Source organism: Streptomyces sp. NPDC104106, assembly GCF_055584345.1.
On sequence record NZ_JBVJMF010000019.1, the window covers coordinates 103,686 to 124,053 of the forward strand.

A 20,368-nucleotide genomic window follows, 5' to 3' on the forward strand; every position below is an offset into this window, starting at 1 on the left:
GCCGCCGTTTCGTGGGGTCACAGCGCGCTGAGGTGTCCCGGCTTCTCCGGCCGGCGCGGCACCAGCGCCGGTTCGGCGGTCGCCGTACCGGGTTCCAGCGCCAGCACCGCCGCCACCGGATGCTCGTCGTGTCCGTTGTGTCCGTTGTGTCCGTTGTGTCCGTCGTTCCCGGCGGAGCCGTGGGGCTCACCGGTGACCCGGGTGAGCAGGACGACACCCCAGGAGGCGAGGGCCGCACCGGCGAGGGCCAGCAGCACACCGCCGGCGCCGCCCTTCAGGCCCTGGCCGAGCAGGGTGAGGCCGATCACGGCGGCCGCCACCGGGTTGGCGAGGGTGACCACGGCCAGCGGGGCGCCGAGGCCGCCGTGGTAGGCCGTCTGGGACAGCAGCAGCCCGCCGACGGCGAACGCGGCGACGAGCACGGCGACCGTGATCACCTCGGTGCCGAGCACCGGGCCCGTGCGGTCGGTGGCCGCCACGGTCACCGTCTGGGTCAGCGCGGAGGCGACACCGGAGGCGAAGCCGGACGCGGTTGCGTGCCGCAGGCCCGGTCGGGCGCCGGGCCAGGAGAGCATGCCGATCGCGGCGGCCGTCGCACCCGCGACCGCCAGCGCCTCGGTCAGCGACAGCACGCGCTCGGGCGCCGGACCCGAGGCGGTGACGAGCAGCGCGCCCAGCCCGAGCAGCGTGAGCGCCGTGCCGCGCCACTCCGCGGCGCTGACCCGGCGCCCGGCCGCCCGGGCCCCGAGCGGCACCGCCGCGACCAGCGTGAGCGCGCCCAACGGCTGGACGAGGGTCAGCGGACCGTACCTCAGCGCGACGACGTGCAGCAGTGCGGCGGCCGCGTTCAGGCCGACGGCCCCCCACCAGGCGCCCGTGCCCAGCAGCCGCAGCAGACCGGCGCCGGGGGTGCGGGAGGCGAGCCGTTCCTGGGCGACGGCGGCGAGGGCGTAGGCGACGGCCGAGACGAGGGAGAGGGCCACGGCGGCCAGGGCGGCGGCGCTCATCGGCCCGCTCCCGCCAGGACCGGCTCGCGCGGGGCGACCCGGCCGGCGTCGCGGCCGGCGGTGCCGGACGTGCGGTGCGGCGGGTGGATCGCGGCGAGGGCGACGCCCAGCATGGCGGTCGCCACGATCGCGTCGAGCCAGTAGTGATTGGCGGTGCCCACGATCACCGTCAGGGTGATCAGCGGGTGCAGCAGCCACAGCCAGCGCCAGCGCGACCGGGTGGCCGCGATCAGGCCGACCGCCACCATCAGCGCCCACCCGAAGTGCAGCGACGGCATCGCCGCGAACTGGTTGGACAGGTGGTCGCTGGACGGCGGCCCGTACACGGAGGGGCCGTAGACCCTCGCGGTGTCGATCAGCCCGGTCCCGGTCAGCATCCGCGGCGGGGCCAGCGGGAACGTGAACGGCAGGATCAGCGCGGCCGTGGTGACCACCGCGAGGACCCGGCGGGCCCAGAGGTAGTGGGCGGGCCGCTTGACGTAGAGCCAGACGAGGAAGGCCAGCGTCGCCGGGAAGTGGACGGTGGCGTAGTACGTGTTCGCGAGGTGGACGAGGGCGTCGCCGTGCAGCAGTGCGGACTGCACGGCGTTCTCGTGGGGGAGGTGCAGCGTCCGTTCCAGGTCCCACACGCGGTGGGCGTCGCGGAAGGCGCCCGCGGTGTGGCCCGTGGCCAGCTGCCGGCCGAGCTTGTAGACGAGGAAGAGCCCCGCGACCAGCAGAAGCTCACGTATGAGCGCCGGGCGCCTGGCCGCGTCCGGCGGCTCCGCCTCTGCCTCTGGCGGCTCGGTTCGGGCAGTCATCCCCCGGCCCCTTCACTGACGTGGTGCGTGTAGAACTCATCGATACGTTGTCGTACCGATACGCCAGTGTACCGATACGCTTGAGTACCGGTACACTGACGTATCGGTTGATGCGCGCCACACTGGAAACAGGGGCCCGGACCTACGAGCGAGAGGAAGCACCGCATGACGTCGCAGGCCGCGGACGGACCGGAGACGGTCGTCGCCTCGCGCCGCTCCAAGATCACGCCGGAGCGTGAGCGGGAGTTCTTCGACGCCGTGCTGGAGCAGATCCGCGAGTGCGGGTACGAGTCGGTCACCATGGAGGGCGTCGCCGCCAGCACCCGCTGCAGCAAGTCCACGCTCTACCGTCAGTGGAAGAACAAACCCCAGTTCGTCGCGGCCGCGCTGCGCGCCAACCGCCGGGTGCGCTTCGCCGGCATCGACACCGGATCGCTCGCCGAGGACCTGCGTCAGGCCGCGCGGGCCGCGGGGGACTGGTCCGGCAAGGACACCAAGCTGCTCCAGGCGCTGGGACACGCGTGGACGGCCGACAAGGAGCTGGCCCAGGCGCTGCGCGAGGCCCTGGTCTACCCCGAGATCGCCGCGTTGCAGGAGATGCTGGCCCGGGGCGTGGCCAGGGGCGAGGTCCCGGCCGGCCATCCCGCGCTGGAGTACGTCCCCGCGATGATGTTCGGCGTCCTGCGGGTGCGGCCCGTGCTCAGCGGCCAGTACGCCGACGCCGACTACCTCGCCCGGTTCGTGGAGGCCACCGTGCTGCCCGCGCTCGGGCTGACCGAAGAACCCAGGCCGCCGTTCACGGGATGACTGAACGGTGACCTGACCGCGCCGCACCGTGGGGACGGGGGCGGCGCGCACCCCCCGGCCGGGTGGGGTTCCTCTTGAGCGGAGGGGCGCCCCACCCGGCCGACATCTCCGCGCCCCGGCGGGCCCGCGGCTCAGGCGTTCTGGCCGCTGCCGCCGCCGGACGAGACCGTGATCCCTTTCAGGATCTCGTCGATGACGGAGAGCTTCTGCCCGACGTCCACACCGAAGCGCACCACCACCAGCTGTCCCGCGTCATTGGGCGAGGGGAAGACGACCGACTCCACGATGCCGTCGGCGCCCTTGCTGGTGACCGCCTTCCAGCGCACCATGTAGCCCTTCTGCCCGGCCACCGTCACCGCCTGCGCGGCCAGCTGCTGGTGCGAGGTGATGCTGCCGTAGGTGTCGCCGCCGTAGGACTGCTTGGCGTTGGCCGCGATGTCCGCCTTGGCGACCTCCTCGGGCGTCGTGCCCTTGGCGCCGAGCGCCACCGCCGGCGCCGTGTAGGCGCCGCCCGCCGTGCAGGTCTGGGAGGAGTTGCCCGGGCACTTGTAGGAGTCGTCGGAGGTGACCTGCGCGCCGACGCTGATCGTCTGCCCGGTCCAGCCCTTCGGCACCGGCAGGCTGATCCCGTCGACCGCGTCCGGCACCGTGCCGCCGCCCTGCACCTTGGGTGCGTCCGACCGCCCCGGTGAGGGCACGCCGCCCCCGGAGCCGTCGGAGCCCCCCGAGCCGCCCGACCCACCGGAACCGCCCGACCCTCCGGAACCGCCCGGTCCGCCGCCGAACGGCCCGCCCTGCCCGCCGTCCTGCCCGCTGTGCTGCGAGCCGGCGCGGTCGCCGCCGCTGCCGTGGTCACCGGCCAGGGCGTAGACGCTGACACCGATGCACGTCAGTACAACGGCCGCCGCCACGACGGCCACGACGTTGCGCGCGGTGCGCCGGGACCCGGCCGGCGGCTCGGCGGGGTACGCCGGATACCCCGCGTAGCCCGGCTGCGTGCCGTGACCGGCCGGCGTGGGGGAGGCCGGCGGTGCGCCGAACCCCGCGGGCGCGGCGGGCGCCGGCAGCGGGGCCGTCTGCCCGGACGGCTGCGCCGGGGGACCCCACGCGGCGGCCGTCCCGGCGGGGCGGGTCTGGTCCGTCCAGGCCTTGCCGTCCCACCAGCGCTCGGTGGGCGGACCGTCGTTCGTCTGCCCGGGGTCGGGGTACCACCCGGGGGGAGTCACCTGCGTCATGCCCCCACCGTATGAGGCGACCGTGAAAGTGTGATGAGAGGATCCGCGGTGAACGGAACAGACCAGAATATTTCGGCCCCGAGAATGCCGCGCGACCGCCTCCGGCACCGCCCCGTGCCGCCCGGTTGACGCTCCGTCGGCTGCTGACCGGCGGTTCGAGCCGGACGCGCGTCGTCTGCCCGCACGTACTTTCACCCGGCGGGGCAACAGGTGCCCGAGGCACCCACCACGGGTCCCGACCGACGGCTACGCTCGTGCCCTGTACGTCATTCGGGCGACCTGGGGAGGTAACGGGATGACGAAGGGACGGCCGCCCACGGCCGCCTCTGCTTCCCTGTGGGAGCGGGACGCGGAGATCGCCACCGTCGTGGACGCGCTCGACGTCCTGTGCGCCGACCGGCAGTCCGCGGGCAGTCTGCTGGTCTTCCGCGGCGAGGCGGGTCTGGGCAAGACCGCGCTGCTCGCCGAGACCCGCCGGATCGCCGAACGCCGCGGCTGCGACGTCTGGTCCGCGCGCGGCGCGGAGACCCTCAGGTCCGTCCCGTTCAACGTGGTACGGCAACTGCTCCAGCCCGCCCTGCTCTCGTTACTGCCGGAGGAGGCCCGCGAGTACCTGGGCGACTGGTACGACATCGCCGGACCCGCCCTCGGCATAGCCGACCCCCAGGAGGGCAGCGCCGACCCGCAGTACGTGTGCGACGGTCTCGTCGCGGCGGTACGCCGGCTCGCCCGCCGTGAATGGCCCCTCGTGCTGCTGATCGACGACGCGCACTGGGCCGATGCCGAGACCCTGCGCTGGCTCGCCGCCTTCGCCGAGCGCCTGGACGACGTGTCCGTGCTGGTCGTGGTCGCCCGCCGCCCCGGCGAGATCAGCGGGGACAGCGCCCGTCACCTCGACGCGGTGGCCGCCGCCGCGGGCCGTCCCGTCAGCAACCTCAGCGCCCTCACCCCGGACGCCACCGCCGGACTCACCCGCGCCACCGTCGGCCGGCACGCCGACGACGCCTTCTGCCGCGAGGTGTGGGCCGTCACCGCCGGCAATCCGTACGACACCGTCGAACTCCTCGCCAAGGTGCAGGACAGCGAGCTGCAGCCGGTCGAGGGCCGCGCCGGCGAACTGCGCGCCCTCAACCGCTCCGCCCGCGGCGGCGGACTCGTCGACCGGCTCAAGGGCCTCGGCCTCGAGGCCACCCGGTTCGCCTGGGCCGCCGCCATCCTCGGCACCTCCATCACCGTCGACATGGTCGCCCGACTCGCCACCATGGACGACGGCATCGCCCGGCACTGCGCCGAACTCCTGTGCAACGCCCGCATCCTCACCACACCCGACCCGGCGGCCGGCACCGAACGCCCGGGCGGGGAGCTGGAGTTCGTCCACCCGCTGATCGCCACCGCCGTCTACAACTCCATCCCGCCCGCCGTGTGCACCGCCATGCACGGCGTCGCCGCCCAGATCATCACCGAACTGGGCCGCGGTGCCGCCGAGGCCGCCCGGCACCTGCTCAAGGTGCACCCGGACGACGACGAGGAACTGGTCGCCCAGCTCCGCGAGGCGGCCCGCGAACACCTCGCCGTCGGCGCGCCCGACGCGGCCCGCCGCTGTCTGGAACGGGCCCTGCAGGAGCCGCCGCGCCCCGAGGTCCACGCCCACGTCCTGTACGAACTGGGCTGCGCCACCCTGCTCACCGCGCCCGCCGTCACCATCGACCACCTCCAGTACGCGCTCGGCCTGCCCGGCCTCGACGGCGAGCGGCGCGTCGACGCGGTGGTCCGCCTGTCCCGGGCGCTGCTCCACAACGACCAGCTGGACGAGGCCGTCCGCACCGTCGAGGCCGAGGCCGCCCGGCACGAACCGGGCCCCGCCAGGATGCGGCTGCAGGCCGTGCAGTTCATGTGGGAGGCCATCCACGGGGAGACCGTCTCCCCGGCCCGCTCGCGCAGCCTCGCCGAACTCGCGGGCACCTGCACCGGCCGCGACAACTCCGAGCGCGCCCTGCTCGTCCTGCGCGGCTTCGACGCCATGACCCACGGCGAGAACGCCGAGGAGGTCGTCGAGCTGTGCGACCGCGCCCTCGTCAACGGCCGTCTGGCGCCCGGCCTCGGCTGGACCGACCAGGAGTGGGGCATCGAGCTGCTGATGATGCTCGGCAGCGCGTACGCCTACACCGACCGGCTCGACCGCGCCGAGAGCCTGTTCGCCGAGGCTCTGCGCGCCTACACCAGCGCCGGCTGGCGCGGCGGCCACCTCTCGCTCGCCAACGCCTTCCTCGGCCTCGCCTACCGCAGACAGGGCCGCCTGCGCGATGCCGAGTCCACCCTGCGCGAGGCACTGATCCTCGCCGAACGGGTCGGCCGCGGGCTGCCGTTGTACTGGTCCGCCACCTGCGGGCTCGTCGACACCCTGCTGGCCCGCGGCCGGATCCAGGAGGCCTGGTCGATCGCCGAGCAGTACGGCTTCGCACCGCCGTACCCGTCCACGATCGTGCTGCCCGACATCCGTTCCGTGCGCGGCCGGCTGCTGCTCGCCGTGGGCCGGACCGAGGACGGCATCAACGAGCTGGAGGCCGCCGAGAAGACGGCCGCCTCGCGCGGCGGCCACAACCCCGTGCTCGCCCCCTGGCCGATCGACCTCGCCAAGGCCCTCGCCGCGCAGGACCCGACGCGGGCCGCCCGGCTCGCCGCCGACGCCCGCCGGCAGGCCGAGCGCTTCGGTACGGACACCGCGATCGGCGAGGCCCTGCGCTGCGCCGCCGCGCTGGAGACCGGCAGCCGCGCGGTCCAGCTCGCCGGCCAGGCCGTCACCTACCTGGAGGCCTCGCCGTGCCAGTACGAACACGCGGCGGCCCGCGTCGAGTACGGCATCGCCGCCCGCTCCGTCACGGAACTCAACCGCGGCCTGGACCTCGCCCGGTCCTGCGGCGCGGAAGGCCTGGTGGCCCAGGCGAGGGAGGTGCTGGAGACGGGGCGGGGGCTGCGGTAGACAGCCGGCGGTATGCGGTATGCGGAACACAGTCGCCCGCATACCGCATACCGCATACCGGATGCCGCATACCGGATGCCGTCGCCCCGTCCGCCGGCGTCACACCGCGAGCAGTTGCTCCGTCACCGCCGCCAGCCGCTCGCGCACCCGTGGGTCGTACGTCCCCTCGTGCGCCCGCGCCCGCCGGGTGCCGTCGAAGTAGCCGCCGGTGCCCGTCTCCTCGGTGGCCAGGGCCAGTACACCGGGCGCGCCGTCGGCGACCGTGTTCCAGGGCGTGACGGCGCTCTCGCGGACCATGGCGGTGTCCATGAAGGTGGCGGGGTGCAGGACGTTCACCGAGACCCCGCTGCCGGCCAGCTCCTCGGCGAGGGTGAAGGTGTGCGCGGCGAGGGCGAACTTGCTGCGGCAGTAGGCGGACATCCCGCTGTAGCCGCGGCTGAGTTCCGGGTCGGCGAAGTCGACGGGCTCCTGGCCGGCCGAGCCGACGTTCACGATCCGGGCCGGGGCGTTGGCGCGCAGCACCGGCAGCAGGGAGCGGGTGAGGGCGACGGGCGCCAAGTAGTTCACCGCGAGCCGCAGTTCATGCCCGTCGGCGCTCAGCTCCCGCCCGGAGCCGGGCGTGCCGCCGCCCACGCCCGCGTTGTTGATCAGTACGTCCAGTTCCGGACGCGCCTCGGCCACCCGGGCGCCCAGCTCGCGCACCTCGGCGAGCCGGGCCAGATCGGCGACGAACCCCTCGGCCGTGCCCTCGGTGCGCAGCTCCGCGACCAGCTGCTCGGTGCGGGCCCGGTCGCGGCCGTGGGCGAGGACGACATGGCCGGAGCGGACCAGCTCGAAGGCGACGTAGCGGCCGAGTCCGGAGGTGGCGCCGGTGATCAGAACAGTCGACATGCTGCCACCCTAGGCACGCCCCGGCGCCGTGCGGGAGGCGCTGGCGAGGCTACGACCAGCAGGGTCACCCTCGGCCCGCACCGTGCCCCTCCTCCCCGTCGACCCCGTCGGCCCCGGCGTGTTCGGCGTGTTCGGCCGAGAGCACCCGCTGGGCCGTCGCGAACGCCGAGTTGGCCGCCGGCACCCCGCAGTACACGGCGCTCTGCAGCAGCACCGCACCGATCTCGTCGGGCGTCAGCCCGCCCCGCAGCGCCGCCCGGACGTGCATGGCCAGCTCGTCCTCGTGGCCTCGCGCCACCAGCGCGGTCAGGGTGATCATGCTGCGCTCGCGCCGGGACAGTGTCGGGTCGGTCCAGATCTCGCCCCACGCGTAGCGGGAGATGAAGTCCTGGAAGCGGGCGGTGAACGGCGTCTGCCGGGCCTGCGCGCGGTCCACGTGCGCGTCGCCCAGCACCTGGCGGCGCACCGCCATCCCGCTCGGCGTCGGTCCGTCGAGCAGCGTGCGCAGCGCGGCCAGCACCGCCTGCGGGACCTGCGCGGGCGCCAGATGCGAGGCCCCGGGCAGCTCCACCAGCGTCGAGCCGGGCACCGCGTCGGCGATCTCCCGCAACTGCGCGGCCGGGGTCGCGGGATCCTCGCGGCCCGCCACGAGCAGGGTCGGTACGGCGATCTCGCCCAGCCGGTCGCGCAGGTCGAACGCGGCGAGCGCGTCGCAGCAGGCGGCGTACGCCTCCGGGTCGGCCTCCCGGTGGTCCCGCACCAGCCGGGGCACCGTGAACCCGGGCGTGAACCAGCGCGCGTCGGCGCTCTCCACCAGCCACTGAAGGCCCTCACGCCGCACGCGCTCCGCCCGCTCCCGCCAGGCGGCGCCGCTGCCGAAGCGGGCGGAGGAGCACACCACCGCGAGCGACGTCAGCCGGTCGGGGTGGTGGACGGCCAGGTACAGGCCGACGGCGCCGCCGAGGGACACGCCCGCGTAGGCGAACCGGTCGAGGCCGAGCGCGTCGGCGAGTTCCAGCACGAGCGCCGCGAGGTCCCCGACGGTCGCGCCGGGCCCGATCAGGTCCGGGGCCGACCCGCCGTGCCCGGGCAGGTCCCAGCGCACCACCCGGTGGCGGGCCGACAGCTCCGGCGCGATCGCGTCCCACAGGGCGTACGAGGTGCCGAGCGAGGGTCCGAGCAGCAGCGGAGGAGCCGAATCCGGCCCCTCCGTACGGTGGTTGAGGAGTTTCACGGTCAACGTCGCTCCAGTGCACGGTCGGTGAGGGCACCGGCGAAGCCGGTGTAGTGCGTGGGGTCGGTGAGGCCGACGAGGTCCATGTCCGCCAACTCGGGCTGTCCGGCGAGGAGTTCAGCGAGCGGACGGTCCTCGGTGCCCGTGCGGCGGGCGAGCGCGGTGAGCAGTTCCTTCGCCCGGGCACGGCCGAGCCGGGAGGCGAGCGCGGCGGACAGCCGCTCGGAGACGATCAGTCCCCGGGTGAGGTCCAGATCCCGGCGCATCGCCCCGGCGTCCACCCGCAGGCCCTCGGCGAGTTCCGCCGCGTCCCGGGCCGCGCCGCCGGCCAGCCGGAGCAGGTCGCGCAGCGGCTCCCACTCGGCGTGCCAGGCCCCGGCCGGCCGCTCGTCCCCGGCGGCGAGCGAGCCGTACAGCGTGGCCGCGAGCTGCGGGGCGCGGCGGGCGGCGGCCGCGAGCAGGGTGGCGCGCACGGGGTTGGCCTTGTGCGGCATGGCCGACGAACCCCCGCCGCTGCCCTCGGCCACCTCGCCGATCTCCGTCCGCGACAGGGTCAGCACGTCCTCACCGGTCTTGCCGAGGGCGCCCACGGCGAAGGCCAGGGCACCGGCCAGGTCGGCCACCGGCGTGCGCAGGGCGTGCCAGGGCAACAGCGGTGCGGCCAGGCCGAGTTCACGGGCGTACGCCTCCGTCAGCGCGGTCGCGTCCCGCGCGCCGTACGCCTGGAACGCCGCCAGCGTCCCCGCGGCGCCGCCCAGTTGGACCGGCAGGGACCGCCGTACCCGCTCGGCGCGGTCGCGGGCGTCCAGGACCAGCGAGCGCCAGCCGGCCGCCTTGAGGCCGAACGTCGTCGGCACCGCGTGCTGGGTGAGCGTGCGGCCCGGCATCGGCGTGTCCCGGTGGCTCGCGGCCAGCCGCGCGAGCGCGCGCTCGGTGCGGGCCAGACCGTCGAGGACCAGGTCCAGGGTGCGCGCGGCGACCAGCATGGCGGCGGTGTCCAGGATGTCCTGGCTGGTGGCGCCCCGGTGCACGTACGGGCCGTAGGGCTCGCCCACGGCCGCGGTCAGGTCGGCCACCAGGGGGATGACCGGGTTGCCGCCCGTGCGGGCGCGCCCGGCCAGGGAGCGGACGTCGAAGCGGGCCGGGTCGGCCGCCCGGGTCACCGCGTCGGCTGCCCCGGCGGGCGCGAGCCCCAGCACGGCCTGGGCGCGGGTCAGGGCCGCCTCGGCGTCGAGCAGGGCGCGCAGGAACGCGGTGTCGCCGGTGGCGCCCGCCGCCGGGGAACCGGCCCAGCCGGGGGCGAGCAGGCCGGCGTCGCCGTCGCTGTGCTCGAGGGTCACCGGTACTCCAGGAAGACCGTCTCGCCCTCGCCCTGAAGGCGGATGTCGAAACGGTAGGTGCCCGCGCCCTCGTCGCCGGCGATCAGCGTGCCGCGCCGCTCGCCCACGCCGGTGAGCAACGGGTCGGCGGCCAGCGCGGCCTCGTCGCCGGGCAGGTAGATCCGGGTGAACAGATGCGTCAGCAGGCCGCGCGCGAAGACGCACACGCTGAGGTACGGCGCGTTGCCGCCGCGGGCGCCGGGCCGGAGCGTACGGGCGTACCAGTGGCCGTCGGCATCCGTCTGGCACCGGCCCCAGCCGGTGAACTCCACGCCGTTGCGGCCCAGATGGCCGCCGGTGGCCGGATCGCGGCGCATGGAGCCGTCGACCCGCGGGAGGGTGCCGTCGGGCCGCGGGCCCCACAGCTCCACGAGGGCGTCCGGCAGCGGCGCGCCCTCGCCGTCGAGGACGTACCCGTGCACCGTGACCGTGTCCGGGTGGCCGAGCGGGGCGATCTCCTCGCCGCCGCGGAAGGGCAGCGCGTAACCGTAGAAGGGGCCGACCGTGTGGGACGGGGTCGGCAGCACCTGCTCCGGGCTGCTCGTGTCGAGGGTCGTCATGGCGGTCAGCGTCCTTCTTCGATCCAGGTGGCGGCCGGGCCGTCGAGCACGATGTCCCAGCGGTAGCCGAGCGAGAACTCCGGCACCGACAGAGCGTGGTCGTAGGCGGCGACCAGCCGCTGCCGGGCCGCGTCGTCCGTCACCGACTGCAGGATCGGGTCGTACGGGAAGAGCGGGTCGTTCGGAAAGTACATCTGCGTCACCAGCCGCTGGGTGAACGCCGTGCCGAAGACGGAGAAGTGGATGTGCGCCGGGCGCCAGGCGCCCACGTGGTTGCGCCACGGGTAGGGGCCGGGCTGGATGGTGGTGAAGTGGTAGCGGCCCTCGGTGTCGGTGAGGGTGCGGCCGACGCCGGTGAAGTTCGAATCGAGCGGCGCGTCGTGCTGTTCGCGCTGATGGGCGTACCGTCCGGCCGAGTTGGCCTGCCAGATCTCGATCAGCTGCCCGCGCACCGGGCAGCCGTCGCGGTCCAGCAGCCGGCCGGAGACGGTGATCCGCTCGCCGACCGGCTGCCCGGTGTGCTGCCGGGTGAGGTCGTTGTCGATGCCGGTGATGTCGCGCTCCCCGAAGGCGGGCGAGTGCAGCTCCACCAGTTCCGGGTCCTTGCCGGTGTCGATGGCGACCAGCGGCTGCCTGGGGTGGCGGAGCACGGAGGAGCGGTAGGGCGCGTAGTCGCGGCGGGGGTGGTGTTCGACGGGTGCGCCGTCGGCGACGCGCTTGTCGTACGCGGCGCGCTCGGCGGCGATCTCCTGGTCGATGTCGGCTTGCGTGAGCGTCATGGGAAGGTCCTAGGGGTCAGCGTTCCAGTACGAGGGCGAGGCCCTGGCCCACGCCGATGCAGAGGGTGGCCACGCCGGTGCCGGAGCCGCGGCGGGCGAGCTGGTGGGCGACGGTGCCGGCGAGCCGGGCACCGGAGGCGCCGAGGGGATGGCCGAGCGCGATGGCACCGCCCTGGGGGTTGAGGACCGCCGGGTCGAACGCGGGCCACTCGGCGAGACAGCCGAGCACCTGGGCGGCGAACGCCTCGTTCAGCTCCAGGACCGACAGATCGGCGAACCCCCTGCCCGCCCTGGCGAGTGCCCGGTTGACGGCCTCGACGGGGGCGAGCCCGAAGTAGTGCGGGTCGGTCGCACAGACACCGGTCGCTCGGATGCGGGCCAGGGGCTCGCGGCCGGTGGCCCTCAGGCCCTCCTCGTCGGTGAGGAGCAGTGCGGCGGCGCCGTCGTTGAGCGGCGAGGCGTTGCCCGCGGTGACCGTGCCCCCCTCCTGGCGGAACGCCGGCCTGAGCTTCGCCATCGCCGCCAGGGAGGCGTCCGGCCGTACGCACTCGTCGTCGGCGACGACGACCGGTTCGCCCTTGCGCCGCGGCACCGGGACGGGCGCCAACTCGGCGTCGAACAGCTCCTGTTCGCGGGCGGCGGCGGCCTTGCGGTGGGAGGCGAGGGCGAACTCGTCCTGCTGCTCGCGCGAGATCCCGTGCTTGTCGGCGATCAACTCGGCGCTCTCGCCCAGTGCGATGGTCCACTGCGGGTCCATCCTCGGGTTGACCATGCGCCAGCCGAGCGTCGTGGAGTACAGCTCCGCGTGCCCGGCGGGGAACGGCCGGTCCGGCTTGGGCAGGACGTAGGGGGCGCGGGTCATGGACTCCACCCCGCCCGCGAGCGCGATGTGCGCGTCGCCGACGGCGATGGCGCGGGCCGCCTGGACGACCGCCTCCAGGCCGGAGGCGCACAACCGGTTGACGGTCACGCCCGGCACGGAGGTCGGCAGACCGGCGAGCAGCGCGGCCATCCGGGCCACGTTGCGGTTCTCCTCGCCGGCGCCGTTGGCGTTGCCGAGGTAGACGTCCTCGACACGGGCCGGGTCCAGGTCCGGGGTGCGGTCGAGGAGCGCGCGCAGGGTGTGCGCGGCGAGGTCGTCCGGGCGTACGGCGGCCAGGGCGCCGTCGTAACGGCCGAACGGGGTGCGGACCGCGTCGACGATGTACACCGTGTTGAGCCTGTGAGCGCCGTTCACAGCAGATTCTTCGCAATGGCGAGTTCGGCGTCGGTCCGGGCGACGACCTCGTCCACGGTGACGCCGGGGGCGGTCTCCGTGAGCGTCAGCCCCTCGTCGGTGACGTCCAGCACCGCCAGATCCGTGATGACACGGTTCACGCACGCCTTCCCGGTGAGCGGTAGCGCGCACTCCTTGAGGATCTTGGGGGAGCCGTCCTTCGCGGTGTGGGTCATCACCACGATCACCTGCCGGGCACCGTGCACCAGGTCCATCGCTCCGCCGATGCCGGTGACCAGCTTGCCCGGCACCGCCCAGTTCGCCAGGTCGCCGCCGGCGGACACCTGCATGGCGCCGAGCACGGCCACGTCGATGTGCCCGCCGCGGATCATCGCGAAGGACAGCGCGGAGTCGAAGAAGCAGGCGCCCGGCAGGACGGTGACGGTCTCCTTGCCGGCGTTGATCAGGTCCGGGTCGACCTGGTCGGCGCTCGGGTACGGCCCGGTGCCCAGGATGCCGTTCTCCGATTCAAGGATCACCTCGACCTCCGGCGGCAGATGGTTCGGGATGAGCGTCGGCAGCCCGATGCCCAGGTTGACGTACTGGCCGTCGCGCAGCTCGCGGGCCGCGCGGGCGGCCATCTCCTCGCGTGTCCAGGCCATCAGTTGCTCACCGTCCGCTGCTCGATCCTCTTGTCCGCCGCCTGCTGCGGGGTCAGTGCCACGACCCGCTGGACGAAGACGCCCGGCAGATGCACGGCGTCCGGGTCGATCCCGCCGGGCTCGACCAGTTCCTCGACCTCGGCGATCGTGATCCGGCCGGCCATGGCGGCGAGGGGGTTGAAGTTCCGGGACGACTTGTTGAACACGAGATTCCCGTGCCGGTCGCCCTTCGCGGCCCTGACCAGCGCGAAGTCGGTGCGGATGGCGCGCTCCAGGACGTACGGGACGCCGTCGAACTCCCGCACCTCCTTCGGCGGCGAGGCCAGTGCGACACCGCCGGAGCCGTCGTAACGCCAGGGCAGTCCGCCCTCGGCGACCTGGGTGCCGACCCCGGCCGGGGTGTAGAAGGCGGGGATCCCGGCGCCGCCCGCGCGCAGCCGCTCGGCCAGCGTGCCCTGCGGGATCAGCTCCAACTCCAGCTCGCCGGCCAGGTACTGGCGGGCGAACTCCTTGTTGCCGCCGATGTAGGAGCCGGTCACGCGGGCGATCCGGCCCGCGGCCAGCAGCACCGCGAGCCCGGTCTCCATCGCGCCGCAGTTGTTCGACACCACGCTCAAGGAGTCGACTCCGTGCTCGTGGAGCGCCTCGATCAGTACGTTCGGCACACCGCTCAGCCCGAACCCGCCGACCGCGAGGGACGCGCCGTCCGGGACATCGGCCACCGCCTCCAGGGCCGTGGCGACCACCTTGTCCATCCGTGAAGCCCCATCTTCTCAATTAATCAGGGCACTGAGTATTTCAGCGAGGTGTCCTTCACGCTGCCACCGAAGGGTGAAGTCCGTCAAGGCCCCTATTGATGAGCACTTCGGTGGCGAGACACAACGACTCTTCGCCGGTTATTGTTCAGTACACCAACTAACTGATCAGGGGAGTGCACATGGCCGCGGTGGATCTCACGACCCATCCCGGGCATCTGGCCCGGCGGCTCCAGCAGGCGCACTATCTGCTGTGGAACACGATGGTCTCCGAGGAGATCACCTCGCCGCAGTTCGCGGTCATGAACGCGCTCGTCGCCGAGCCCGGTCTCGATCAGCGGACGGTCGGGGAGCGGGTGGGGCTGGACCGCTCGACCATCGCCGAGGTCATCAGCCGGCTCGGCCGCCGGGGCCTGCTCACCAAGGTGCGCGACCCGCAGGACGGCCGGCGCTTCCTGCTCAGCCTCACCGACGACGGCCGGCGCACCCACCGCAAGCTCACCGTGCGCACCGCCAGGATGAACCAGGTCTTCCTCGCGCCCCTGTCGGCCGAGGAGCAGGCGCTGTTCTTCGACCTGATCCGCCGGGTCGCGGACGCCGCCGAGGGCCTGCGGCATCCGGCAGAGCCGGCGCCGGCGCAGGGCTGAGCCGGCGCAGGGCTGTGGATGCCCCCGCCGGCTCGGGGCCTGTGGAGACCTCCGCCGACTCGGGGCCCGTGAAGACCCGCGTCAGCCGGCTCGGGGGCCGACGGCGGTGTGCACGGGCCCCGAGTCCACGGAGGTGCACACCGGTCGCGGATTCCGGGGGAGTTCACCGCGCCGGGGCGAACACCACCCACACCTGGCCCGTGGCGAAGTTCAGCGGGCGGCCGTCGACCGCCGTGAACGTCGTACCGCCCGTCGCGACCGGCCGCGCCCAGGAGGCGGCGAAGGACCGCCCGTCGCGCAGCACCTCCGCCCTTCCCGAGCCGACCGTCTGCGTGTACGGCGTGCGGTTGCCGAGCACGTCGTGGTAGCGGGAGGCATGGACGGGGACGTACTGCACGACGACCGTGGCCGGGGCCACCGGCGCCCCGGCGGGCGTCACCGTCGGCCTGCCGTCCATCGCGACCAGCCAGCGGCCGCGCGCGGCGGACCAGGTGAAGGTGAAGCGGGCGGCCGGGTAGCGGACGGTGCGCGACGGGGTGGGGACGCCGCCGGCCGCGGGGGCGGGGCCGTAGCCGAAGCCGGTCGTCAGCGCCGCGCGGCCCGGGGAGGCGGACAGTACCGCGCCCGGACGGAGATAGAGGTTGTGCGGGGCTGGCCTGCCGCGCTCCCGGTGGTAGGCGGCCGGGGCCCGCTCGGGCGACTCCGCCCGCAGCGGTGCCCGGTGGATCAGCGGCAGCAGCTTGCGCTGGGCGCCGGAGAAGGCGAGCACCGGCCGGCCGAACTGACGCAGCAGTTCCAGGTCGGACTCACGGGCGCTGCGCACAGGTCCGACGGTGGCCGGCAGCCGGGTGGCGTACACCGCCATCAGCCGGCTCAGCCCGCCCTCCACCTGTTCCGTGTAGACCACGTCCGCCGCGTCCAGGCCGGTCTGCGGGCGGGCGGCGGGCGAGTTGTCGATCTTCACGGCGAGCGGTGCCCCGGCCGCGGCGACCAGGGCTGTGGAGGCGGGTGCCCGTGCCGGTGACGGTGCGGCGGGCGCCCCGGACGACGCCGGGGTGCGTTGCGGGGCCCGGTGATCGTCCGGGCCTGCGTGGGCGCAGCCCGCCGTGAGGGAGGCGGCCACCGCGGCCGCCGTCAGTACCGCGCGCCGTGAGCGCGCCCCGCATCTCATGCCCACCGTCGCCACCCTGTCCGCGTTGTCTGATTGTGTGCTCATCGGGTCGACGGTGGCTCTACCCGGTCACATACGGTCGTGCGCGGTCGGTGGGCCGTTCGGGCGCACAGTGTGACCCGCGAGTGTCGGCGGCCCGAAGGAGAGCGGGTGGCGGGGCGACCGGCCCCCCGCGGCGCCGCGGTCACGGACGACATGGCGCGTCGCCCGGAAGGGTCCCCGCATCCCTCCCGCTTCCCGGCGGAGCCCCTAGCCCAGGATCTCCGCCAAGTCGTACCGCACCGGCTCCTCCAGCTGCGCGAACGTGCAGCTCTCCGGTGTGCGGTCCGGGCGCCAGCGGCGGAAGCGGGCCGTGTGCCGGAAGCGGCGGCCGTTCTCCATGTGGTCGTAGGCGACCTCCGCGACCCGTTCCGGCCGCAGCGGCACCCAGGACAGGTCCTTCTTGCCGGACCACCGGCTCGGCGCGCCCGGCAGCCGGGCCGTCTCGTGGGCGGCCTCGTCCGACCAGGCGGCCCACGGGTGCCCGGTCACGTCGTCCATCCGCAGAGGCTCCAGCTCCTCCACCAGGTCGGCCCGCTTCTTCATGGCGAAGGCGGCCGAGACGCCCACGTGCTGGAGCGCGCCGTGCTCGTCGTACAGCCCGAGCAGCAGCGAGCCGACCACCGGGCCGCTCTTGTGGAAGCGGTAGCCGGCCACGACGACATCGGCCGTCCGCTCGTGCTTGATCTTGAACATGGCCCGCTCGTCCGGGAGATAGTGCAGCGTGAGCGGCTTGGCGACGATTCCGTCCAGCCCGGCGCCCTCGTACTGCTCGAACCACCGCTCGGCCACCGTCGGGTCCGTCGTCGCGGGGGCCAGGTGCACCGGCGGGGTCGACGCGGCGAGCGCCTGCTCCAGCAGGGCGCGGCGGTCGCTCAGCGGCGTGTCGAGCAGCGAGGCGTCGCGCAGCGCGAGCAGGTCGAAGGCGACGAAGGAGGCCGGCGTCCGCTCGGCCAGCATGCGCACCCGGGAGTCCGCCGGGTGGATGCGCTCGGTCAGCGCGTCGAAGTCCAGCCGCCCGTTCCGCGCGATCACGATCTCCCCGTCGAGCACGCACCGCCGCGGCACCCGATCCCGCATCGCCGCCACCAACTCCGGAAAATACCTGGTCAACGGCTTTCCGGTACGGCTGCCCAGCTCGATGTCGGACCCGTCGCGGAACACGATCGCCCGGAACCCGTCCCACTTCGCCTCGTAGTGCATGCCCGGCGGGATCTTCGCCACGGGCTTGGCGAGCATGGGTTTCACGGGCGGCATCACCGGCAGATCCATGTGTCCGATTCTGCGCGCATATACAGGTGTATGCCCTCTTGAATCCCCTTACTTCGGCTCTCTGCCGGTATGCGCGGTGCCCGAGGTGCGCTTACCGTGGCCGCATGGGTGATGCGGTGGAACTGGAGGTGGCCGGCCGCACGGTACGGCTGTCCAGCCCGGACAAGGTCTTCTTCCCGGAGCGCGGTTTCACCAAGCTGGACCTCGCGCGCTACTACGCCTCCGTCGGGCCCGGCGTCCTGCGCGCCCTGCGCGACCGGCCCACCACCCTCCAGCGGCACCCGGACGGCGTCGACGGCGAGTGGTTCTACCAGAAGCGCGCCCCCAAGGGCATGCCCGACTGGATCCCCACCGCCCACATCACCTTCCCCAGCGGCCGCAGCGCCGACGAGATGTGCCCCACCGAGGAGGCCGCCGTGGTGTGGGCCGTCCAGTACGGCACGCTCACCTTCCACCCCTGGCCGGTGCGCCGCACCCGGGTCGACCATCCCGACGAACTGCGCATCGACCTCGACCCGCAGCCCGGCACCGACTTCGCCGACGCCGTCCGCGCCGCCCATGAACTGCGCGCGGTTCTCGACGGGTTCGGCGGACTGCGCGGCTGGCCGAAGACCTCCGGCGGCCGTGGCCTGCACGTCTTCGTCCCCATCGAACCCCGCTGGACCTTCACCCAGGTGCGGCGCGCCGCGATCGCGGTCGGCAGGGAGATGGAACGCCGGATGCCCGAGCAGGTGACGATCAAGTGGTGGAAGGAGGAGCGGGGCCGCCGCATCTTCCTGGACTACAACCAGACGGCCCGCGACCGCACCATCGCCTCCGCCTATTCCGTACGGCCCAGCCCGCACGCCCCCGTCTCGGCGCCGCTGCGCTGGGAGGAGGTCGACACGGTCAACCCCCGGGACTTCGACCTCGCCACCATGCCGGCCCGCTTCGCGGAACTCGGCGACGTACACGCCGGCATGGACGACCACGCCTATTCCCTGGACGCCCTGCTGGAACTGGCCCGCCGAGACGAACACGACCACGGCCTGGGCGATCTGCCGTACCCGCCGGAGTACCCGAAGATGCCGGGCGAACCCAAGAGGGTCCAGCCGAGCCGGGCACGCAAGGAAGGGGCGCCCTGAGCGCACCCGCCCCGGCCGGCACTTCACGAGCCTCGGCACCGACGAGCCCGGCAAGCGGGAACTCGCCGCCGACCTGCTCGACGCCGCGCTGCTCGTCGTCGACGACGAGGAACTCGCGCTCCAGGCAGGCGCGTTGGCGGCCCCCGGACTCGTCCGGGCCGGCGCCGACGCCACCCTCACCGAGATTCTGCGGGGTACGCACCCGGGGCGCACCTTCGCCGGACAGCGCACGGTGTACGCCCCGGTCGGGCTGCCCTGGCAGGATCTCGCCCTCTCGTGGCTCGCGTGGCGGGAGGCGGAGCGCCGGGGCGTGGGCGCGACCATCGACCTGCTGGGCTGAGCCCACGGCGCAGGCGGGCAGGGCGACCGCGTGTCCTTCCCTACGGCCCACCGCTCGTCGGCCCGTCCGGCCGCAGGCACCGGCTGTGAGCAGGGTGCCGTCACCGGTCAACTCGCCCCGGGCAGCCGCTTCGGCCGGCCCGCTGCGGCCCGTTCGGCACCGTCGGGCCGCCGTGCGGGCACCGACGGCCGTGCCACCTCGCGGCTATCCTGACCGGCAGCCGCCGATGAGGAGTCCCGCAGTGACCGACGCAGTGTCGCGCCCCACACTGGAGGCCGTGGCCGCGCGGGCCGGTGTGTCCCGGGCCACCGTCTCGCGGGTGGTCAACGGCGGCGACGGAGTGCGCGAGCCGCTGGCCGCACGGGTCCGCCAGGCCGTGGCGGAGCTGGGCTACGTGCCCAACCAGGCGGCGCGCAGCCTGGTCACCCGGCGGCACGACGCCATCGCGGTCGTCATCGCCGAGCCCGAGACCCGGGTCTTCGCCGACCCCTTCTTCGCCCGCCAACTGCGCGGCATCAGCAAGGAGCTGACCGCACACGACAACCAGCTGGTGCTGCTGCTCATCGAGGGCCGTGACGACCACGCGCGCGTGGCCCGCTATCTCGCCGGCGGTCACGTCGACGGCGCGCTCGTCTTCTCCCTGCACCTCGACGATCCGCTGCCCGGCCTCATCCACGACGCCGGTGTGCCCACCGTGTTCGGCGGGCGGCCCGGCTGGGGCGACGACACGCGGGCGGGCCACCGCACGGGCGTGATCTACGTCGACTCCGACAACCGGGGCGGAGCCCGCGCCGCCGTACGCCATCTCGTGGACCTCGGCCGGCGGCGGATCGCGCATCTGACCGGGGCCCTGGACCAGACCTCCGCCGTGGACCGGCTCGACGGATACCGGGACGTGATGGCCGGCGTGCCGGGCGGGGACGATCCCCGGCTGGTCGTGGAGAGCGACTTCACCCCGGCCGGCGGGGAACGCGCGATGCGCGAACTCCTCGACCGCTGCCCGGACGTGGACGCCGTGTTCGCCGCGAACGACCTCACCGCGCTCGGCGCCCTGCGGGTGCTGCGGGCGAGCGGCCGGCGCGTGCCCGAGGACGTCGCCGTGATCGGTTTCGACGACATGCTGCCCGTGGCCATGGAGGCCGACCCGCCGCTGACGACGGTCCGCCAGGACATCGAGGAGATGGGCCGGCTGATGGCGCGCCTGCTGCTGCGCGGTCGGCCCGGTGGGCGCGCCCGCACCGCGCCGCCGCAGGACACGCCGCCGCCCGGCGGCGTGATCCTCCCGACGACCCTGATCCGCCGCGCCTCCGCGTAACCGGAACCGGCCGGCGCCTCCGCGCGGCCTCCGCACGCACGCAGGCACGTACGTACGCACGCACGTCCGCGCCGGGCGGTCGTTCCTTCCGTGACCACGAATCGCCGTGTCGGCGCTCGGCGGCCTCGTCGCTGTCGGCGGCTTCGGCAGGCCGG

19 protein-coding genes are annotated in these 20,368 nt (G+C 74.1%); 6 read left to right on the forward strand and 13 right to left on the reverse strand.

Annotation, left to right across the window (positions count from 1 at the left end; translation table 11 throughout):
* Positions 1 to 17: 17 nt before the first annotated feature.
* Together ACZ60X_RS34300 and ACZ60X_RS34305 are read right to left on the reverse strand one after the other, a co-directional pair.
* Positions 18 to 1,007, reverse strand: coding sequence for a hypothetical protein (locus tag ACZ60X_RS34300; RefSeq protein ID WP_469607014.1), 990 nt, complete (start codon positions 1,005 to 1,007; stop codon positions 18 to 20).
* Positions 1,004 to 1,807: a phosphatase PAP2 family protein gene (locus ACZ60X_RS34305; RefSeq protein ID WP_469607017.1), complete on the reverse strand. Its 804-nt coding sequence runs from the start codon at positions 1,805 to 1,807 to the stop codon at positions 1,004 to 1,006. Before ACZ60X_RS34305 ends, ACZ60X_RS34300 begins: the two co-directional genes overlap by 4 nt.
* A 165-nt stretch (positions 1,808 to 1,972) precedes the next feature.
* On the opposite strand from ACZ60X_RS34305, the gene ACZ60X_RS34310 reads away from it, so the two are divergent.
* Complete coding sequence (locus tag ACZ60X_RS34310; protein WP_469607019.1) at positions 1,973 to 2,614, forward strand: TetR/AcrR family transcriptional regulator; 642 nt, start codon at positions 1,973 to 1,975, stop codon at positions 2,612 to 2,614.
* Between the two features lie 131 nt (positions 2,615 to 2,745).
* Here ACZ60X_RS34310 and ACZ60X_RS34315 read toward each other — a convergent pair whose 3' ends face one another.
* Complete coding sequence (locus ACZ60X_RS34315; RefSeq protein WP_469607022.1) at positions 2,746 to 3,849, reverse strand: DUF2510 domain-containing protein; 1,104 nt, start codon at positions 3,847 to 3,849, stop codon at positions 2,746 to 2,748.
* A gap of 295 nt (positions 3,850 to 4,144) precedes the next feature.
* On the opposite strand from ACZ60X_RS34315, the gene ACZ60X_RS34320 reads away from it, so the two are divergent.
* The gene (locus ACZ60X_RS34320; RefSeq protein WP_469607024.1) at positions 4,145 to 6,829 is read left to right on the forward strand and encodes an ATP-binding protein; all 2,685 of its coding nucleotides are present in this window, start codon (positions 4,145 to 4,147) and stop codon (positions 6,827 to 6,829) included.
* A 99-nt stretch (positions 6,830 to 6,928) separates the two neighbouring features.
* On the opposite strand, the gene ACZ60X_RS34325 is transcribed toward ACZ60X_RS34320, so the two are convergent.
* The 8 genes from ACZ60X_RS34325 to ACZ60X_RS34360 form a co-directional block, all read right to left on the reverse strand.
* The gene (locus tag ACZ60X_RS34325) at positions 6,929 to 7,720 is read right to left on the reverse strand and encodes an SDR family NAD(P)-dependent oxidoreductase (protein ID WP_469607027.1); all 792 of its coding nucleotides are present in this window, start codon (positions 7,718 to 7,720) and stop codon (positions 6,929 to 6,931) included.
* Between the two features lie 64 nt (positions 7,721 to 7,784).
* A complete protein-coding gene (pcaDC, locus tag ACZ60X_RS34330; protein ID WP_469607030.1) occupies positions 7,785 to 8,960 on the reverse strand; it encodes a bifunctional 3-oxoadipate enol-lactonase/4-carboxymuconolactone decarboxylase PcaDC in 1,176 nt (391 codons plus the stop codon).
* On the reverse strand, positions 8,957 to 10,294 hold the full coding sequence (pcaB, locus tag ACZ60X_RS34335; protein WP_469607032.1) for a 3-carboxy-cis,cis-muconate cycloisomerase: 1,338 nt from the start codon (positions 10,292 to 10,294) through the stop codon (positions 8,957 to 8,959). Before pcaB ends, pcaDC begins: the two co-directional genes overlap by 4 nt.
* Positions 10,291 to 10,893 (reverse strand): protocatechuate 3,4-dioxygenase subunit alpha, encoded by a 603-nt coding sequence (pcaG, locus tag ACZ60X_RS34340; protein WP_469607035.1) that lies wholly within the window; start codon positions 10,891 to 10,893, stop codon positions 10,291 to 10,293. Before pcaG ends, pcaB begins: the two co-directional genes overlap by 4 nt.
* Positions 10,894 to 10,898: 5 nt before the next feature.
* Positions 10,899 to 11,672, reverse strand: coding sequence for a protocatechuate 3,4-dioxygenase subunit beta (pcaH, locus tag ACZ60X_RS34345; protein WP_469607037.1), 774 nt, complete (start codon positions 11,670 to 11,672; stop codon positions 10,899 to 10,901).
* A gap of 16 nt (positions 11,673 to 11,688) precedes the next feature.
* Positions 11,689 to 12,909: a thiolase family protein gene (locus ACZ60X_RS34350; protein WP_469607040.1), complete on the reverse strand. Its 1,221-nt coding sequence runs from the start codon at positions 12,907 to 12,909 to the stop codon at positions 11,689 to 11,691.
* Positions 12,906 to 13,550 (reverse strand): CoA transferase subunit B, encoded by a 645-nt coding sequence (locus ACZ60X_RS34355; protein ID WP_469607042.1) that lies wholly within the window; start codon positions 13,548 to 13,550, stop codon positions 12,906 to 12,908. The genes ACZ60X_RS34350 and ACZ60X_RS34355 overlap by 4 nt, the downstream gene beginning before the upstream one ends.
* A complete protein-coding gene (locus tag ACZ60X_RS34360; RefSeq protein ID WP_469607045.1) occupies positions 13,550 to 14,305 on the reverse strand; it encodes a CoA transferase subunit A in 756 nt (251 codons plus the stop codon). Before ACZ60X_RS34360 ends, ACZ60X_RS34355 begins: the two co-directional genes overlap by 1 nt.
* A gap of 182 nt (positions 14,306 to 14,487) precedes the next feature.
* On the opposite strand from ACZ60X_RS34360, the gene ACZ60X_RS34365 reads away from it, so the two are divergent.
* Positions 14,488 to 14,952 (forward strand): MarR family winged helix-turn-helix transcriptional regulator, encoded by a 465-nt coding sequence (locus ACZ60X_RS34365; RefSeq protein ID WP_469607048.1) that lies wholly within the window; start codon positions 14,488 to 14,490, stop codon positions 14,950 to 14,952.
* A 163-nt stretch (positions 14,953 to 15,115) separates the two neighbouring features.
* On the opposite strand, the gene ACZ60X_RS34370 is transcribed toward ACZ60X_RS34365, so the two are convergent.
* Both ACZ60X_RS34370 and ACZ60X_RS34375 read right to left on the reverse strand, forming a co-directional pair.
* Positions 15,116 to 16,168, reverse strand: coding sequence for a DUF3048 domain-containing protein (locus ACZ60X_RS34370; RefSeq protein ID WP_469607050.1), 1,053 nt, complete (start codon positions 16,166 to 16,168; stop codon positions 15,116 to 15,118).
* Positions 16,169 to 16,372: 204 nt separating this feature from the next.
* Positions 16,373 to 17,434, reverse strand: coding sequence for an ATP-dependent DNA ligase (locus ACZ60X_RS34375; RefSeq protein ID WP_469607052.1), 1,062 nt, complete (start codon positions 17,432 to 17,434; stop codon positions 16,373 to 16,375).
* Positions 17,435 to 17,538: 104 nt separating this feature from the next.
* On the opposite strand from ACZ60X_RS34375, the gene ligD reads away from it, so the two are divergent.
* The 3 genes from ligD (at position 17,539) to ACZ60X_RS34390 (ending at position 20,213) form a co-directional block, all read left to right on the forward strand.
* Complete coding sequence (ligD, locus tag ACZ60X_RS34380; RefSeq protein WP_469607053.1) at positions 17,539 to 18,558, forward strand: non-homologous end-joining DNA ligase; 1,020 nt, start codon at positions 17,539 to 17,541, stop codon at positions 18,556 to 18,558.
* Positions 18,470 to 18,898, forward strand: coding sequence for a hypothetical protein (locus tag ACZ60X_RS34385; RefSeq protein ID WP_469607148.1), 429 nt, complete (start codon positions 18,470 to 18,472; stop codon positions 18,896 to 18,898). The genes ligD and ACZ60X_RS34385 overlap by 89 nt, the downstream gene beginning before the upstream one ends.
* A 241-nt stretch (positions 18,899 to 19,139) precedes the next feature.
* A complete protein-coding gene (locus tag ACZ60X_RS34390; RefSeq protein WP_469607056.1) occupies positions 19,140 to 20,213 on the forward strand; it encodes a LacI family DNA-binding transcriptional regulator in 1,074 nt (357 codons plus the stop codon).
* Positions 20,214 to 20,368 lie beyond the last annotated feature (155 nt).

What these genes read in the sequence shown, in the direction of transcription:
- ACZ60X_RS34300 (WP_469607014.1), bottom strand. Translation starts at nt 1,007, where the DNA reads ATGAGCGCCGCCGCCCTGGCCGCCGTGGCCCTCTCCCTCGTCTCGGCC.
- ACZ60X_RS34305 (WP_469607017.1), bottom strand. Translation starts at nt 1,807, where the DNA reads ATGACTGCCCGAACCGAGCCGCCAGAGGCAGAGGCGGAGCCGCCGGAC.
- ACZ60X_RS34310 (WP_469607019.1), top strand. Translation starts at nt 1,973, where the DNA reads ATGACGTCGCAGGCCGCGGACGGACCGGAGACGGTCGTCGCCTCGCGC.
- ACZ60X_RS34315 (WP_469607022.1), bottom strand. Translation starts at nt 3,849, where the DNA reads ATGACGCAGGTGACTCCCCCCGGGTGGTACCCCGACCCCGGGCAGACG.
- ACZ60X_RS34320 (WP_469607024.1), top strand. Translation starts at nt 4,145, where the DNA reads ATGACGAAGGGACGGCCGCCCACGGCCGCCTCTGCTTCCCTGTGGGAG.
- ACZ60X_RS34325 (WP_469607027.1), bottom strand. Translation starts at nt 7,720, where the DNA reads ATGTCGACTGTTCTGATCACCGGCGCCACCTCCGGACTCGGCCGCTAC.
- pcaG (WP_469607035.1), bottom strand. Translation starts at nt 10,893, where the DNA reads ATGACGACCCTCGACACGAGCAGCCCGGAGCAGGTGCTGCCGACCCCG.
- pcaH (WP_469607037.1), bottom strand. Translation starts at nt 11,672, where the DNA reads ATGACGCTCACGCAAGCCGACATCGACCAGGAGATCGCCGCCGAGCGC.
- ACZ60X_RS34355 (WP_469607042.1), bottom strand. Translation starts at nt 13,550, where the DNA reads ATGGCCTGGACACGCGAGGAGATGGCCGCCCGCGCGGCCCGCGAGCTG.
- ACZ60X_RS34360 (WP_469607045.1), bottom strand. Translation starts at nt 14,305, where the DNA reads ATGGACAAGGTGGTCGCCACGGCCCTGGAGGCGGTGGCCGATGTCCCG.
- ACZ60X_RS34365 (WP_469607048.1), top strand. Translation starts at nt 14,488, where the DNA reads ATGGCCGCGGTGGATCTCACGACCCATCCCGGGCATCTGGCCCGGCGG.
- ACZ60X_RS34370 (WP_469607050.1), bottom strand. Translation starts at nt 16,168, where the DNA reads ATGAGCACACAATCAGACAACGCGGACAGGGTGGCGACGGTGGGCATG.
- ACZ60X_RS34375 (WP_469607052.1), bottom strand. Translation starts at nt 17,434, where the DNA reads ATGGATCTGCCGGTGATGCCGCCCGTGAAACCCATGCTCGCCAAGCCC.
- ligD (WP_469607053.1), top strand. Translation starts at nt 17,539, where the DNA reads ATGGGTGATGCGGTGGAACTGGAGGTGGCCGGCCGCACGGTACGGCTG.